The 15,130-nt window shown below is 56.8% G+C and carries 13 protein-coding genes and 1 pseudogene; 9 read left to right on the top strand and 5 right to left on the bottom strand.

The features are described from left to right. Positions 1 to 223: 223 nt before the first annotated feature. From DBR46_RS17795 to DBR46_RS17815, 5 genes are all read left to right on the top strand, one after another. A complete protein-coding gene (locus tag DBR46_RS17795; protein WP_124527238.1) occupies positions 224 to 1,219 on the top strand; it encodes a metalloregulator ArsR/SmtB family transcription factor in 996 nt (331 codons plus the stop codon). 19 nt (positions 1,220 to 1,238) lie between these two features. Beyond that, on the top strand, positions 1,239 to 2,429 hold the full coding sequence (metK, locus tag DBR46_RS17800; RefSeq protein WP_017735693.1) for a methionine adenosyltransferase: 1,191 nt from the start codon (positions 1,239 to 1,241) through the stop codon (positions 2,427 to 2,429). A 219-nt stretch (positions 2,430 to 2,648) separates the two neighbouring features. Next, a complete protein-coding gene (locus DBR46_RS17805) occupies positions 2,649 to 2,999 on the top strand; it encodes a hypothetical protein (RefSeq protein WP_124527239.1) in 351 nt (116 codons plus the stop codon). A gap of 95 nt (positions 3,000 to 3,094) precedes the next feature. After that, positions 3,095 to 4,759 (top strand): NAD-dependent DNA ligase LigB, encoded by a 1,665-nt coding sequence (gene ligB / locus DBR46_RS17810; protein ID WP_124527240.1) that lies wholly within the window; start codon positions 3,095 to 3,097, stop codon positions 4,757 to 4,759. A 41-nt stretch (positions 4,760 to 4,800) separates the two neighbouring features. Next, positions 4,801 to 5,196, top strand: coding sequence for a DUF1090 domain-containing protein (locus DBR46_RS17815; protein ID WP_124527241.1), 396 nt, complete (start codon positions 4,801 to 4,803; stop codon positions 5,194 to 5,196). Between the two features lie 6 nt (positions 5,197 to 5,202). Here DBR46_RS17815 and DBR46_RS17820 read toward each other — a convergent pair whose 3' ends face one another. Beyond that, positions 5,203 to 5,652, bottom strand: a complete 450-nt coding sequence (locus DBR46_RS17820; protein WP_028618262.1) for a cytochrome c — start codon at positions 5,650 to 5,652, stop codon at positions 5,203 to 5,205. A gap of 129 nt (positions 5,653 to 5,781) precedes the next feature. Here DBR46_RS17820 and DBR46_RS17825 point away from each other — a divergent pair, with 129 nt between their 5' ends. Then, a complete protein-coding gene (locus DBR46_RS17825; protein ID WP_124527242.1) occupies positions 5,782 to 6,978 on the top strand; it encodes a murein transglycosylase A in 1,197 nt (398 codons plus the stop codon). Positions 6,979 to 7,104: 126 nt separating this feature from the next. Here DBR46_RS17825 and DBR46_RS17830 read toward each other — a convergent pair whose 3' ends face one another. Then, a complete protein-coding gene (locus tag DBR46_RS17830) occupies positions 7,105 to 7,491 on the bottom strand; it encodes an MAPEG family protein (protein ID WP_124527243.1) in 387 nt (128 codons plus the stop codon). Positions 7,492 to 7,685: 194 nt separating this feature from the next. Between DBR46_RS17830 and DBR46_RS17835 the strand changes: the two are divergent. Continuing rightward, positions 7,686 to 8,546: pseudogene (locus tag DBR46_RS17835) on the top strand (cation:proton antiporter); the annotation flags it as partial. 477 nt (positions 8,547 to 9,023) lie between these two features. On the opposite strand, the gene DBR46_RS17840 reads toward DBR46_RS17835, so the two are convergent. From DBR46_RS17840 to DBR46_RS17855, 3 genes are all read right to left on the bottom strand, one after another. Beyond that, the gene (locus DBR46_RS17840) at positions 9,024 to 10,151 is read right to left on the bottom strand and encodes a hypothetical protein (RefSeq protein ID WP_083375586.1); all 1,128 of its coding nucleotides are present in this window, start codon (positions 10,149 to 10,151) and stop codon (positions 9,024 to 9,026) included. Further along, the gene (locus DBR46_RS17845) at positions 10,135 to 10,779 is read right to left on the bottom strand and encodes a hypothetical protein (RefSeq protein WP_096143750.1); all 645 of its coding nucleotides are present in this window, start codon (positions 10,777 to 10,779) and stop codon (positions 10,135 to 10,137) included. The genes DBR46_RS17840 and DBR46_RS17845 overlap by 17 nt, the downstream gene beginning before the upstream one ends. Positions 10,780 to 11,083: 304 nt before the next feature. Continuing rightward, positions 11,084 to 11,338 carry a hypothetical protein gene (locus DBR46_RS17855; RefSeq protein WP_025857575.1) on the bottom strand — a complete coding sequence of 85 codons (255 nt, stop codon included), beginning with the start codon at positions 11,336 to 11,338 and terminating at the stop codon, positions 11,084 to 11,086. 705 nt (positions 11,339 to 12,043) lie between these two features. Between DBR46_RS17855 and DBR46_RS17860 the strand changes: the two genes are divergently transcribed. Continuing rightward, entirely contained in the window at positions 12,044 to 12,865 is an 822-nt protein-coding gene (locus DBR46_RS17860) for a hypothetical protein (protein ID WP_096143048.1), read from the top strand. A 182-nt stretch (positions 12,866 to 13,047) separates the two neighbouring features. Beyond that, complete coding sequence (locus DBR46_RS17865; protein WP_124527244.1) at positions 13,048 to 14,817, top strand: ATP-dependent endonuclease; 1,770 nt, start codon at positions 13,048 to 13,050, stop codon at positions 14,815 to 14,817. The last annotated feature ends 313 nt before the right edge of the window (positions 14,818 to 15,130 follow it).

The raw sequence follows: 15,130 nt of genomic DNA on the forward strand, positions 1-15,130 counted from the left end.
AAAAGGACCGGCATTTTCCCTCAGCCACCGCCTGCGGGCAATGACAGATAGTCACTTGAGCGGTTTTTCCTGTGCTTGGGGCGCCATTCCCTTGCAGAAACCGGTCACCCGTTCGTCTAAAGGTTATCGCGGTCGCTTATAACCGCCACTTATCGATCAATATCAAAACTTTTTGATATTGGCCTTGCGAGGATTACCCCCCGTCTCTAGACTGCTGGCCATTATGAATCTACCCGTGCCCTCCCTGCGTCCCGACGACGGCGATGAACTGGCAGCCTTGTGCAAGGCCGCTGGCGATCCGTTGCGTCTGAACGTGCTGCGCGCACTGGCCAACGACTCGTTTGGCGTACTGGAACTGGCGCAGATCTTCGCCATCGGCCAGTCGGGCATGAGCCACCACTTGAAGGTACTGGCCCAGGCCGCTCTGGTGGCGACCCGCCGCGAGGGCAATGCGATTTTCTACCGCCGCGCCCTGCCCCACACCGAACTGCTGGGCGGCAAGCTGCACGCGGCCCTACTCGACGAAGTGGACAGCCTGGGCCTGCCTGGCGATGTGCAAGCCCGCATCGGCCAGGTCCACGGGCAACGCGCGGCGGCCAGCCAGGACTTTTTCTCACGGGTCGCCGAGAAGTTTCGCGCCCAGCAGGATCTGATCGCCGGGTTGGCCCAATACCGCGAAAGCGTGCTGGCGCTACTCGACAAGCTGAGCTTCAGTGAGGAGGCCACGGCGCTGGAAGTCGGCCCTGGCGATGGCGGCTTTTTGCCGGAGCTGGCGCGACGTTTCCAGCAAGTCACCGCGCTGGACAACAGCCCGGCGATGCTCGAACTGGCGCGCCAGCTGTGCGAGCGCGAAGCGCTGGGCAATGTCACGCTGCAACTGGCGGATGCGCTCAATAGCGCGTCGATCAAGGCCGACTGCGTGGTGCTGAACATGGTCTTGCACCATTTCGCCGCCCCCGCCGACGCCCTCAAGCAAATGGCCGGGCTGCTGCACCCCGGCGGTAGCCTGCTGGTTACGGATTTATGCAGCCACAACCAGAATTGGGCCAGGGAGGCCTGCGGTGATCTCTGGTTGGGTTTTGAACAGGACGATCTGGCCCGTTGGGCCACCGCTGCGGGACTCGTTCCCGGGGAAAGCCTCTATGTAGGTTTACGTAATGGTTTCCAGATCCAGGTCCGCCATTTTCAGCGACCGGCTGGCGACACTCACCATCGGTAAATATCAGGAAAACATCGAGATGAGCGAATACTCCCTTTTCACCTCCGAGTCCGTGTCTGAAGGGCATCCGGACAAAATCGCCGACCAGATTTCTGACGCGGTGCTGGACGCCATCATTGCTGAAGACAAGTTCGCCCGTGTGGCGTGCGAGACTCTGGTGAAAACCGGTGTAGCGATCATCGCTGGCGAAGTGACCACCACCGCCTGGGTTGACCTGGAGCAGATCGTCCGTGATGTGATCACCGACATCGGCTACAACAGCTCCGACGTCGGTTTCGACGGCGCCACCTGCGGCGTGATGAACATCATCGGAAAGCAGTCCCCCGACATCAACCAGGGTGTGGACCGCGCCAAGCCTGAAGATCAGGGCGCCGGCGACCAGGGCCTGATGTTCGGCTACGCCAGCAACGAGACCGACGTGCTGATGCCAGCACCGATCACCTTCTCGCACCAGCTGGTACAACGCCAGGCCGAAGCCCGCAAAAGCGGCCTGCTACCGTGGCTGCGCCCGGACGCCAAGTCCCAGGTAACCTGCCGCTACGAAGGCGGCAAAGTCGTGGGTATCGACGCCGTCGTGCTGTCGACCCAGCACAACCCGGACGTGTCCTACGCCGACCTGCGCGAAGGCGTGATGGAGCTGATCGTCAAGCACGTGCTGCCGGCTGAATTGCTGAGCAAAGACACCCAGTTCCACATCAACCCGACTGGCCAGTTCATCATTGGTGGCCCGGTAGGCGACTGCGGCCTGACCGGCCGCAAGATCATCGTCGACAGCTACGGCGGCATGGCCCGTCACGGCGGCGGCGCGTTCTCCGGCAAGGACCCATCCAAGGTTGACCGTTCGGCAGCCTACGCCGGTCGTTACGTGGCCAAGAACATCGTCGCGGCCGGCCTGGCCGAGCGTTGCGAGATTCAGGTTTCCTACGCTATCGGCGTGGCCCAGCCTACGTCGATCTCGCTGAATACCTTCGGTACCGGCAAGATCAGCGATGACAAGATCGTCAAGCTGGTTCGTGAGATCTTCGACCTGCGCCCGTACGCCATCACCACCATGCTCGACCTGCTGCACCCGATGTACCAGGAAACCGCAGCCTACGGCCACTTCGGTCGTACCCCTGCACAGAAGACCGTCGGCGACGACACCTTCACCACGTTCACCTGGGAAAAAACCGACCGCGCCGACGACCTGCGCGTCGCTGCCGGCCTGTAAGCACTCGCGGCACCCAAAACCCTGCCGGGTTCGCCCGGCAGGGTTTTTTATTGCCGGGTGATTCGCGGCGACTGTCACATTTTTTGGATCCAAACCTTGCAGGCCAAATAATGGCCCTCTAGAATCCGCGCCCTCTCGGGCCCTTCACCTTATTTGGATATTGCCTTGCGCCAGCCCGGGATTCACCAGCGCGCAAGCAATCGAACATTGAGGTTTTTCATGCGCATCTCCACGCTCGCCCCTGCCGCTCTCCTGCTCAGCCTGTTCGCCCTGCCAGCTCACGCCGGTACCGACCTGAGCGCACTGAGTGGCGCCCTCAGCTCCCAGCTGGGTGGCAAAACCGGCGACTGCCAGCAACACGCCAAAGACCTGCAAGCCAAGATCGATGCCGCTGAAGCCAAGAACGACACGCTGTCGGTCAAGGCCTATAAAGCTGCGCAGGATCAGGTCAACAAAGGTTGTGACAAACTCGCCGAAGGCCAGGCCAAAGTGGATGCCAAGCAGCAAACCACCGAAGCCAAGGCCGATAAGAACGACGCCGTGAAAGCCCTGGGCGGTCTGTTCAAGTAAGCAGAAACACCCGGTAAAAAGCCCCGCACTGTCGGGGCTTTTTTGTGGGTGTGTGGATCATTTAGGCTGGGCGTCCCTTCCGAGCAAGGATGCTCATGATGCGACGATTGATGGTTCTGCTACTCAGCGCGCTGGCCTATTCAGCCTGGGCCGAAAACTGCCCGGATGACGCCCGCACACAGGTCAACATCCTGGCCGAACAGATACGCCGATGGGATGACAGTTACCACCGGCTCGGCCAATCCCCGGTCAACGACGAACTCTACGACCAGGCCCGCCAGCGCCTGGCCCGCTGGCGTCAGTGTTTACCCCGAACCGCCGCAATAACCGACAACCCGCTGGCCAGTTCACGGGGCACCCTGCCCCACCCGGTCGCCCACACCGGCCTGGAAAAGCTGCTGGATGAACAGGCCGTCGGCACTTGGCTGGGCACGCGCCAGGACGTCTGGGTCCAGCCCAAGGTCGATGGCGTCGCCGTGACCCTGGTGTATCGCCAGGGCCAACTGAGCCAAGTGATCAGCCGCGGTGACGGCGCGCTGGGCCAGGACTGGTCAACCTCGGCCCGCAAGATCCCGGGTATTGTCCAGCAACTGCCGGAGCCCATTGACCTGGTGCTGCAAGGCGAACTCTATTGGCGCCTGCACGATCACGTGCAATCGGCTCGCGGCGGGCTCAATGCGCGCAGCAAGGTGGCGGGCCTGATGAACCGCCAGCACCTGAGCAACACCGAAGCCGCCCGTATCGGCCTGTTTGTGTGGGCCTGGCCCGAGGGGCCGACCTCCTTCACCGAACGCCTGGCCACGCTGGCGCACTGGGGTTTCCCCGACAGCCAGCGCTATAGCCAACCCGTCCAGCACATCAACGACGCCGCGCACTGGCGCGCCTATTGGTATGACCACCCACTGCCCTTCGCCAGCGATGGCGTGGTGCTGCACCAGGCCATGCGCGCGCCCGCCGTGCGCTGGAAAACCAGCGCGCCGTATTGGGCGGTCGCGTGGAAGTACCCGATCAGCCAAGCCCTGGCCCTGGTGCGCAAGGTGCACTTCAACATCGGGCGCACTGGGCGCATCACGCCCATCCTCGAGCTGGAGCCCGTGTGGCTGGATGACCGGCAGATCACCCGCGTCAGCGTCGGCTCATTGAAACGTTGGCAAGCCCTGGATATACGCCCCGGCGATCAGGTATCCATCAGCCTGGCAGGCCAGGTGATCCCACGGTTGGACCAGGTCATTCTGCGCAACACCACACGGGTCGACCTGGCAGTGCCTGACCCAGCGGACTTTCACGCCCTGAGTTGCTGGCAACTGGACCCAGGCTGCGAAGAGCAACTGCTGGCCCGCCTCACCTGGCTCAGCGGCAACCAGGGCCTGTCGTTGCCCCATTTGGGCTCTGAGACCTGGAACGTATTGATCCAGGCCGGTCTAATCGCAGGCTTTCTTGATTGGTTGACCCTGGATGCGGCAGAGCTTGCTAACATTGATGGCTTCGGTGATCGCAGCCGTGCACGGGTGCTCGACAGCCTGCACAGCGCACGGCAACGGCCCTTTGCACAATGGCTGAAAGCCCTCGGCGTACCGCCTGCGGCACGTAACAACCTGGAAGGCGGCTGGCACACGCTGGCCGCCAGAGACACCCAGGCCTGGCTGGCCATCGACGGCATCGGTCCGGGTCGCGCGGCGCAATTGAGCGCTTTTTTTCGCGACCCGCAGGTACAGGCCCTGGCTGAAACACTACGCGTGGCGGGAATAGATGGCTTTTGAGCCCTCTGCCCCGTCATCAGATTGCGACCTTGGAGCCCCACATGAAATTTCTCGCCCCTTTTGCCCTGCTGACCGTCGCAACCTTCATGGCCCCGCCGCTATTGGCGGCCCAGGAAGCGCCACAACTCACCGGTTGCGCCGCCAAGCGCCAAGCCATCAGCGCCCAGATCGAACAGGCCAAGGCCCACGGCAACAGCGCCCAGCAAGCCGGACTGGAAAAAGCCCTGAGCGAAGTCACCGCCAATTGCACCGACGCGTCCTTGAAGAAAGAGCGTGAAAACAAGGTGCTCGACGCCAAGCACGAAGTCAGCCGCCGTCAGGCCGACCTCGACAAAGCGATGAAAAAAGGCGATGCCGAGAAGATCAACAAGCGCAAGGACAAGCTCGCTCAGTCGCGCAAGGAATTGCAGGACGCGGTGGAAGACCTCGACAAGTAATACCGGTCAGTGGTCCCGGAACTGTTTATGGCAGGCGCTGCAGGCATCTTCGACTTTCTGCACCGCAGGCCCCAGGTTGCTGGCCTTGTAAGGCTGCACTTGGCTTGCGGTCACCAATTCACCGGTGGCCGCTTCAAGGTCGCGGGCCAATTGCTGGAATTGGGCCTGCTTCTGCCAGACATCGTCCTTGGCGCTGGTGTGATCTTCTTCACGCACGCTCGGGAAATGTTTCCAGGGCTCATGGGACAACGCGTCCAGCTTGACCGCACCCTCGGCGAATTTCGCGCCGTCGAACGGGATGCGCCCACGCAACATGCCACCCAGGTCTTCGCCGGTCTTGAGCATCTGCTTGAAGATCGCCTTGCGCTGGCCCAGGGGCGAATTCGGATCAACGCCGCCGCAAGCGGACAGTGTCAGGCAGGCCAGCAATACAACGGTCAGTCTTTTAAAAGTCATGGTGGCTTCAGGGTCACGGGAAACGGCGGCCAGTATCCTCGCCCCGCCCGTAAAGACCAATAGCCCTATTAATAATAAGGGTTGTCCGCAAACGTCACCGCGTGGGCAATCGCTTCAGGAATTGCGTGTATGAATGGCACCTCCACCCCCTGGGCCCGCCGTCTGGCGTGGGCTCTGCCGATGATCGCGCTGCTGGCCGGCTGTGATGCGGGTAAAGAAACAGGCAAAGAGCCGCTCAAGCCTGAGCCCGCTCAACCCCACGCGGTTGCCACTTATGTCAGCGCACCGTGGGACGCGTTGCCGGCAGTGTCCGACAGCGACTTGCTGGCGGGTTTTGAATCCTGGCGCAGCGCCTGCCAACGCCTCAAGACCGACCCGATCTGGGGCGCGACCTGCGCAGCGGCGACCAGCGTGCCGGCGAATGCCGTCGCCGTGCGGGGTTTCCTCAAGGAGCGCCTGGACGTGTTCGGTCTGCGTTCGGCAGACAACACGCCAAACGGTTTGATCACCGGTTACTACGAACCGGTCTACCCCGGCAGCCTGACCCAGACGGCCAAGGCCAATGTGCCGGTGTACGGCGTGCCCGATGACCTGATCATCGTCAATCTGGAAAGCATCTACCCCGAACTCAAGGGCAAGCGCCTGCGTGGTCGCCTGGAAGGTCGCGTGCTCAAGCCTTACGACGATGCCAGCGCGATCAACGGCCAAGGCTCGACCGCCAAGCCGATCGCCTGGCTGACCGATCCGATGGACCTGCAATTCCTGCAAATCCAGGGCTCGGGCCGCATCCAATTGGCCGGCGGGCGCCAACTGCGTGTGGGCTATGGCGACCAGAACGGCTATCCCTACCGCCCTATCGGCCGCTGGCTGGTAGAACAAGGCGAGCTGAAGAAAGAAGACGTGACCATGGGCGCCATCAGCGCCTGGGCCAAGGCCCATCCGCAGCGTATCCCGGAACTGCTGGCGAGCAACCCCAGCTACGTGTTCTTCAGCGCCCGCCCCGACAGCAACGAAGGCCCGCGCGGCTCGCTAAACGTGCCGCTGACCGCCGGCTACAGCGTGGCAGTGGATCGCAAGGTGATTCCGTTGGGCAGTCTGTTGTGGCTATCGACCACCAAACCGGATGGCTCGCCCATCGCCAGGCCCGTGGCCGCGCAGGACACTGGCGGCGCCATTACCGGCGAAGTGCGTGCGGACTTGTTCTGGGGCACCGGTGCAGCGGCAGGTGAGTTGGCGGGGAATATGAAGCAGCAGGGGCAGATCTGGATGTTGTGGCCCAAGGGCGCGACGCTTCCCCAAGTGCCGGAAGTAACGACAGGGAGCTGATAGGCGCTGAAGGGCAAAATGTGGGAGCGGGCTTGCTCGCGAATGCGGTGTGTCAGTATTGGATAGGTTGACTGACACACCGCATTCGCGAGCAAGCCCGCTCTCACAGTGGTTCTTCACCAGCTTTTAGATCGAGATAAAGAAGAAACTCGCAATCAACGCCATCCCCACGAACCACACCAGCGACCGCAGGATCGCCCAGTCCGCCACATAACAAATGATGTAGAGCAGGCGACTGGTGATAAACAACACCGCCAGCACATTGATCGTCACCAACTCCGCCGTACCGGCCAGGTGCGCGATGATCACCGCCGCCGCAAAGGCCGGGGTGACTTCAAAGCTGTTGAGCTGCGCGTTGTTGGCGCGCTTGGCAAACCCATCGAGGGTTTCCAGGAACGCGCGCGGGTCATGGTTCTGCCGAGGCCCGAACTTGCCGCCGCTGAACTTGGCCACACCCGTGCACAGGTAAGGCAGGAAAATTGCGATCAACACACACCAGAAGGCCACCGTCATCACTGATTCCTTTTTTGTTTTCAAACAGAAATTAGAGTTTTAGCACTAAACATCGCAAGCCGCACTCCCCCGCTATGAACCGCTACACCCGCAAAGGTTCTATCAGCCAATTAGCGTTTGCCTTGCAACATCACGCCGCTGCTGCGGTCCATCCACCCACTGATAAACCCACACCCAACTTCCAAGGACCCCGGATGCTTGAACTTGTCGCCGCCTTCATATGCCTCACCACCCTGCTCACCTATGTGAATTTCCGCTTTATCGGCCTGCCGCCCACCATCGGTGTGATGGTCACGGCCCTGCTGTTTTCCCTGATTCTGCAAGGCCTGAGCTTTATCGGTTACCCAGGCCTGGAAGAACGCATCCAGCAATTGATCGGCCAGATCGACTTCGGCGACCTGCTGATGAACTGGATGCTCTCGTTCCTGCTGTTCGCCGGTGCCTTGCACGTCAACCTGAGCGACCTGCGCAGCTACCGCTGGCCCATCGGCCTGCTGGCGACCTTTGGCGTGCTGATCGCCACCGTGGTGATCGGCAGCCTGGCGTATTACATCTTTGCCCTGTTTGGCTGGCACGTAAGCTTCCTGTACTGCCTGCTGTTTGGCGCGCTGATCTCGCCTACCGACCCGATTGCGGTATTGGGCGTATTGCGTACCGCCAATGCCTCGAAACCCTTGAAGACCACCATCGTCGGCGAGTCGCTGTTCAACGACGGCACGGCAGTGGTGGTGTTTACCGTCTTGCTCGGCATCGCACAGTTGGGCGAAACCCCCACCGTCGGCGCCACGGCGATGCTGTTCGCCCATGAGGCGATTGGCGGCGTGGTGTTCGGCGGCCTGATCGGCTACCTGGTGTACCTGATGATCAAGAGCATCGAACAGCACCAGATCGAAGTGATGCTGACCCTCGCCCTGGTGATCGGCGGCTCGGCGATGGCCACCGAACTGCACGTCTCGGCACCGATTGCGATGGTGGTCGCGGGCCTGATCATTGGTAACCTGGGCCGCAAGCTGGCAATGAATGACATGACCCGCCGCTACCTCGACGGTTTCTGGGTTTTCCCAAAGGCGCCAAAAAGGCCTGCATCTTTGTCACATTGAAGGGGGCTACGCAGCGCCACTGAAAGCTGAGATACGCCTCTGTTCCTGCCGAGCTATCTATTCTGATCGCTCCCCTTTATCAGAATCCACATCATCAAGACATCAAGTTGTGTGCATACCACCCGCGTCTAGGAGTCAAAACGCTCACCTGTCAGCCTTCCATCGAGCAAGTAATCCTGGTTAGGGTATACGGCAGCCAATTGCCCCCTACCTATATGTTTATATTCATACTCAAGGTGCGAGTCTCAACTTCAGTCAATAGTAAGATTGAAGCTCCTTCACTACTGAAATCTGTGAACGGCGAAAGTGGGACATGTAGTATTCCAGCGAGTGTTGGCACCTTCCGTAGAAAGGCCTAACACCGTCAAAAGCGGTGCCAAAAACTCCTTAAGCAGGTTTAAAGCGTTTTCTAAAATTATCCAATGACTGCCTTTAGAAAATCACCGCGTTGGTCACAGCTACCCTGCTGGCATCCAGCATAGGCTTCTCGGATAAGCTCAGCAGGAAGCTTTGCTCTTTAGCGACCTCCCGAAGGAGGCTGTCCATGGCCACGGAGAGATGCAGCAAGCCGTTAAACTTGTCTTCCGTGTTAAATATAAAGCGAGATCCATCTGGCACTATCAGTCGCCTCGCTTCTTCCTTGTTGTTCCATAAGTAATCCAGATATCTTTGGGTCTCGGCCAATATCGCTAATTCGTAGTAGGCACCAGCGGAGAGGCTATGCATGTTGGCATGGTACATTATTGAGGCAATATCAAAGCTTGAGATTGTTACAGGTTTTCCCTCTGCCTCGAGCTCTGCCTTTATGTTTTTACATAACCTTATTGATTTGCGGAGTCCACCACCCGTGGTTTCACATCGTTCTCGTACCTTTTTGATGTGCAGGAAAGGCCAGTTTTCAATCGTGGTACTTTTATGCGAATCTAGGATAGTGACAGCGCGATCATGTTTCTGACCAGAGGCTTGGTAAGTGATGGTGTCATGCCAGTGGGAGGGCACTACGTCTACTGGACGTGCTAATGACCCTCCTTGCAATTTGATGGCCTTAGAGCCAGAAGTGTCAATCGTCGCAGCGGGAAACGCATCACGAAGAGCTTTACTAATTTCGCCCCTGCGAGCGGTTAACACCCCAACTGAAGTGCGTGAGGTCGGTGAGCGGTACTGACCCGATGTACTCATGTACCCACGCGCATCATAGGTATGAAAGTCAGCTTCTATTGCTAAAAGATCAACATCACTGACCCCTCGAATATGGACATTCAGTGGTACTGATCCCTGTAGCTCAAATTCGAGATTACCGCTTGTCCTCTTCGACAACTGGTTGCTAACCCGTTCTGCGGTTTCGATGCTGATGCGGGTGTAGGTAGGATCTACCTCCTGCATCGCTCCTAAAGCAAAAGTTGTATTCGGCTTGTCTTTAACCCTATGTTCCCACGCTTCTTTTGTGAGGCTTCGGTTTACGATGAAATCCTTCGCATCCATTGCGATTACAGAGGATCTATCTAGCCCTGAGCGTCGAGAGCGTAGACGGTTAATTCGATCATTAATTGACGTGCTCATTCTTTCTCCTCAGCTCTATTCGCCCATAGGTGGGCCGACCGTAACCGTTAAAATAGTCACCCTGTGCGCTATCTAATAACTTGGTAAATAATAGATTTGCACTGCCAACGTGTCCTCGAAGCTCAGGCTCGCCGGGATTAGGATCATTCTGATAGTTATAAAGAAGGCGGTATCCGTCAGCCTCATCGTGAACCAAGGCCGCAGTGATACTGTTTGAGCCCGATTGGTGAGTCTTCAAGCGCACTCTGATCTTGTCCCAGGTTTGACAGATATATACATCTGCTACCCAACTACGAATCGGATTTCCTCCGATGTCCAGTGTCGTTCCAGTGCAGTGCCACTCTCCCGACAGGTCAGGGACTTTTAGATATTTGACTGCCCAACGCCATTTCCAAACCGTCTTATTGAATAAAGCGTATAGCAAGGCAAAGACTATACCTGCGCCAATTAGCGACAGGGCTGTCGGTGGAAGATTTACAGGCAGATTATACTTTTTAGCCAAATCTTCAGCTGATAGCAGCAAAAAAACCGCAATGCCGGAAATCGCGCTTGCTAGTAGTGTCAGATACCTGCCAATCAAAGCTCGATTAACCCCGCCCAATAGGCTGTATTCATGATCGTGAATCATCAAAAGCGACCTTCAATAGACTTAATGCCGGGAATCCAATCAACTTTAACGAGGGGCAGCAGCAAAGCTGCCCGCGCCCGATGAGACTTTAAAAACTACTGGGTATGACATACCGAGGAGCACGTCCGGCATCCGTTCGATTGCCGGTAGGTGTTGCGAGCCTGGCGAACAGCGGTCACACAGGTGGTGTGATAGCCAAGATCAAGGCGGTTATGGAGTGCCGGCAAATAGATGCACGTACTGGTATGCACCTCGTGGTCACCATTGGTCTGTGCATTGCGGTTCACGAAATACTGAGCCATTTTTACTCACCCCGCTCTTTGTTCGATTGGGCAAGTACCGAGGCCGCTAGGGTCTTGGTGGTGGCGTTGTACTTGTTGCTATCGAGGACATGACTGGCTTTAGTCTCCATATCGGCACCGGTTTGCTTGCCGGTCGAAGCTTGAGCCATGGCCGAACCTGCCAATTCCTTCTGGATGGCCGAGGAGCTATCACTACGCAGGATTTTGGAGGCCAAGCTGGCCACAGGAGACGATGTTTGTTTAGGATTTTTCGGCACGATTAGGTGCTCCTGTATCTAGAAAAAATCGAGTAGGCAGGAGCAACCCTTGAGCGGAAAGCCGAGCTGAATGGTTGACATCCAAAGTCGGTTTTTCTCTAATGCGCGTCCCACCAGTGTCCGCATTGGCTCAGGGATTGGCGGGTATGTGTGCTCGGCGTCCAAACTTCGCACGCATACCCGCTGTGTTCACTGAAACCTAAGCCTCTCGCCAAAAACACAACATGTAGTGCTGTTGTAGAGATGACCTACAAGATAATGGGGTCAAAATGACATTGCAAGGTAACAAGCCTGTGGATAACTTGTGCGCAAATCAGTGGTTGGATCCATTTCGCCCCTGTATGTATGCCCAGCCCTTCTAAATCGCGGGATACGACGTTTCCTCCTTGAAATATTTTGAAATACACTCCTTTCGCATGTCCTGTTCTCTATAGAACAGCCACCCTCAGCGTTTAAAAGTGACAATCCAGTGGCGTCATTTCTTCCTTAGCTCTGGTTTGGTTTTATCCGTCAGCGGGGTATTGCGGGGCTATTTCCTCTGACCTATCATCACGCCAGGCGGTGATGGTCGCCTGGCGCCTGTTTCGCGAAGCAATAGCCCATCTGTGACACCCTTCAGTTTTACATCGGCATGTCCCTAACCAGACGCTGCCCGGTGAACAGGCAATCGGACACCTAAGCGTCGTAGATTTAGGAACCATTGCCATGTCTGATTTTTCCCCACTAAACATCTTTAAATCCCAAGCTAAACAGCTTGCTCGTGATCAGGGCCTGAAGCTTTCTGTCGCTCAAGAAACCCTTGTGCAAAAAGCGGGCTTCGCTGATTACCATGAGTTTTCTGTCGTCGCCCAACGGAACCTCAAGGATCCGCGTCTGATGTTGGCCGTTTTTGGGATCAAAGACTTTTCCCAAGCGATCCATGAGGATGATGTCTACGCCGACCTAGATCTAGAATTGGATGATCAGCTCTCCGGTGCGATTGCGGATACCAATGCGAGCGGATTCACCATTGATGTTCTTGAAGTGGAAACCACCGCCTACAGCGATACAACCGGAAAGCTGACGTTGGGGCTCTCCCTTACGTATCAGGGGCAGCAAGACCAAGAGAGGATGTATCACGGTGCAGCATTCTATCTTAAAGCCACGGTCGAATTGCTACGCCGTGATGGTATATGGCTGCTTGCTGAGGAAGGCGTGGTCATCTCCAGCAGTGAGTCTGATGCTGATCGCGACCGTAGGTCTGAATGGGAGCACTGGGCCCAAGTTGAAGAAGCTGAACGCGGCAACCGCATAACCATGGCCCAAGCCTTGGCGAGCGAATTGGGCATATCTGTCGAAGATGCAGAGCTTCTGTCCGATGCGGAAGTCACGGCTAATGAATCGGATGAGGGGCTCGTATACAGCTACTGGATCAATCTTGAACCTGTAGCAGGGGGTAAGATGAGAACAGACCTCCTAGCGCGATTTGGTTCTCTGAAGTACGAGCTTGGCCCGAACTTCTTCGACGATATTGAGCACGAACTCTGAGGCTGACCAGGTGATGGCCGGCGTAAACGCTGGCCATTCAAAACGCCCTCTGCCTTATCCAGCCACTACAAAACAAGCTCCGCATGTCGACAAGAACCATAGTGCTAGTGGAGGACAGTGCGCATCGCCACTTTCCAGCTACGCTGAGGCTCCATGCCCACCGTAGATAGGGAATTCCGGCCATGCACTCCTTGAGCAAAATACACATCAAGAACTTCCGCTCGTGCAAGCAAGTGTTTTTGCCTCTGGGTGATTTCACCCCACTGGTCGGTCAGAACAACGCGGGGAAATCCACCATCCTCGACGCGATCAGATTGGTGTTAGCACCAAAGGCATTTGCGAAAACAGACGCTAATGACCCCGGCCAGCCAATAATCATCAGCGCCTGCGTGTCAGGGATTACAGAAGAGCTGATTGCACAAATCCCTGAAGCCAAACATCAAGCCGCGATTACCCCCTACTGCATCAACGGTGACCTTTGGATAAGGATTTCCGCATCAGGCTCGACTAAACCGACTACGGAAGTCTGGGAAAATGCTGGTCTTGATGATCAAGGTCTTCCCACTTCCTGGCGCTCCTATCCCACGGGCCTGCCTCAAGCCATTTCGGCATTGTTACCCGAAGCGCTGCACATCCGCGCCATGGATGATGTCCAGGAAGACTTGGGCAAAGGCAAAGCTGGGAGCACAATTCGTGGGCTACTGGATGAAATCATGGCCCCCATCCTCACTGCTCATCAAGAGGTACAGGATGCACTCACAGCGGTCAGGAATATATTGGGAGCCGACGGTGAGAACCGATCCCCTCTACTGACTGAGTTCGATACCAGCGCCACCAATGCCCTCTCAAGCTTCTTCCCTGGTTTGTTGCTAAACCTAGACGTACCGTCAATCGACGTTAAGGAGTTTTTCAAGAGCGGTGATCTAAACGTGACCGATGAGATATCCGGTCAAACCAGACGCTTCGACACCTTAGGTAGTGGTGCGCAGCGTGCAATCCAGATGGCCCTAATCCGGCTTTTGGCCGATATCCGTAAAACACGCGATCAAGACCTTGCACGTCGCCTCCTACTGATCGATGAACCTGAGATTTTCCTCCACCCTCAAGGCGTCAGAGGCCTTAGGGAAGCACTAAATGTGCTTTCGAAATCTGGCTACCAAGTCGTGTTCACAACCCATTCGCCCTTGATGGTAAGCAGGGATAACGCGCCTGAGACGGTGATAGTGCGCAGATCTCGGGAGAATGGCTCCGAGGTTCGCATTCCGATGGGCGCGGCGGTTGCGCAAGCTATGGCAGAGGCACAAGCACAATCCCGAACCCTCTTTGAGCTCGGAAATATCGCTGAGATATATTTCGCTGAAAAGGTAATTCTCTGCGAGGGCAAAACCGATCAGAGGCTACTCCCGCTCATCTACGAAAAGCTCTACGGGGTCAGGCCTGAGCTCGAACGGATCTGCTTTGTTGCTCTCGGTAGCTGTACTTCGATTCCCAAAGGTTTTTCTGTCCTGACAGCAATGGGTATCAAATGCGGTGTGATCGCTGACTTAGATTTCGCATTCACTCACGCTAGGGGGCCATGGCTACCGAAGGAATGCGAGGAGATGGATAACGTCAGATCTGTGCTTCAAGTGGTCGGCCAAACTCAAGGGTTCCTCATCGGTGGAAACGGACTGCCACAGAATTCCAGAGGTAGCTCAGCAGCTGACTGTTGGGCTGCTTTTGCCAGAACTGCAGACGGCCAAGCGCTTGCTAATACTGCTCATGAGGCAATGAAAGTTTTTGCAACCTGGGTCTGGCCAATGGGCTGCATTGAGGACGCATTGAGAATTGATGAGAAGGGAGAGGCAGCCATAATCGCTCAGGAAGACAATATCCGGAGCTGGCAACCGGAGATAATTGATCAAGAGTATCCAGTTTTCCGAAGCACCCTAGATTGGATGCGGGCTATCTAATCCCGTACCTTGCAGTAATGCTTCGGTCTGATGTCGTTTGGTTCGGTGAGGTGCTACCTGAGCACGAATGACGCTCAGGTCTCGCATCCACTAAGCAATGCGACGTCCTGCTCTCGATTGCTACACACGGAGGCTTGCTGCAATTATCAGACGATCATTTGGCCGCAACTGCAATAGAGCTATCGTCGTTGTGGGCTGCATCCGCCGCTCACCGTAATGTACCCAAATAGGGCCATTAAGCCCAAAAATGATGGTTAATGTGCCTTATTGGGGACATTAAATTCGTATCTCAGAGCAACGTACCACCAGCGTT

Source organism: Pseudomonas sp. KBW05 (assembly GCF_003852405.1).
Classification (GTDB): Bacteria; Pseudomonadota; Gammaproteobacteria; order Pseudomonadales; family Pseudomonadaceae; genus Aquipseudomonas.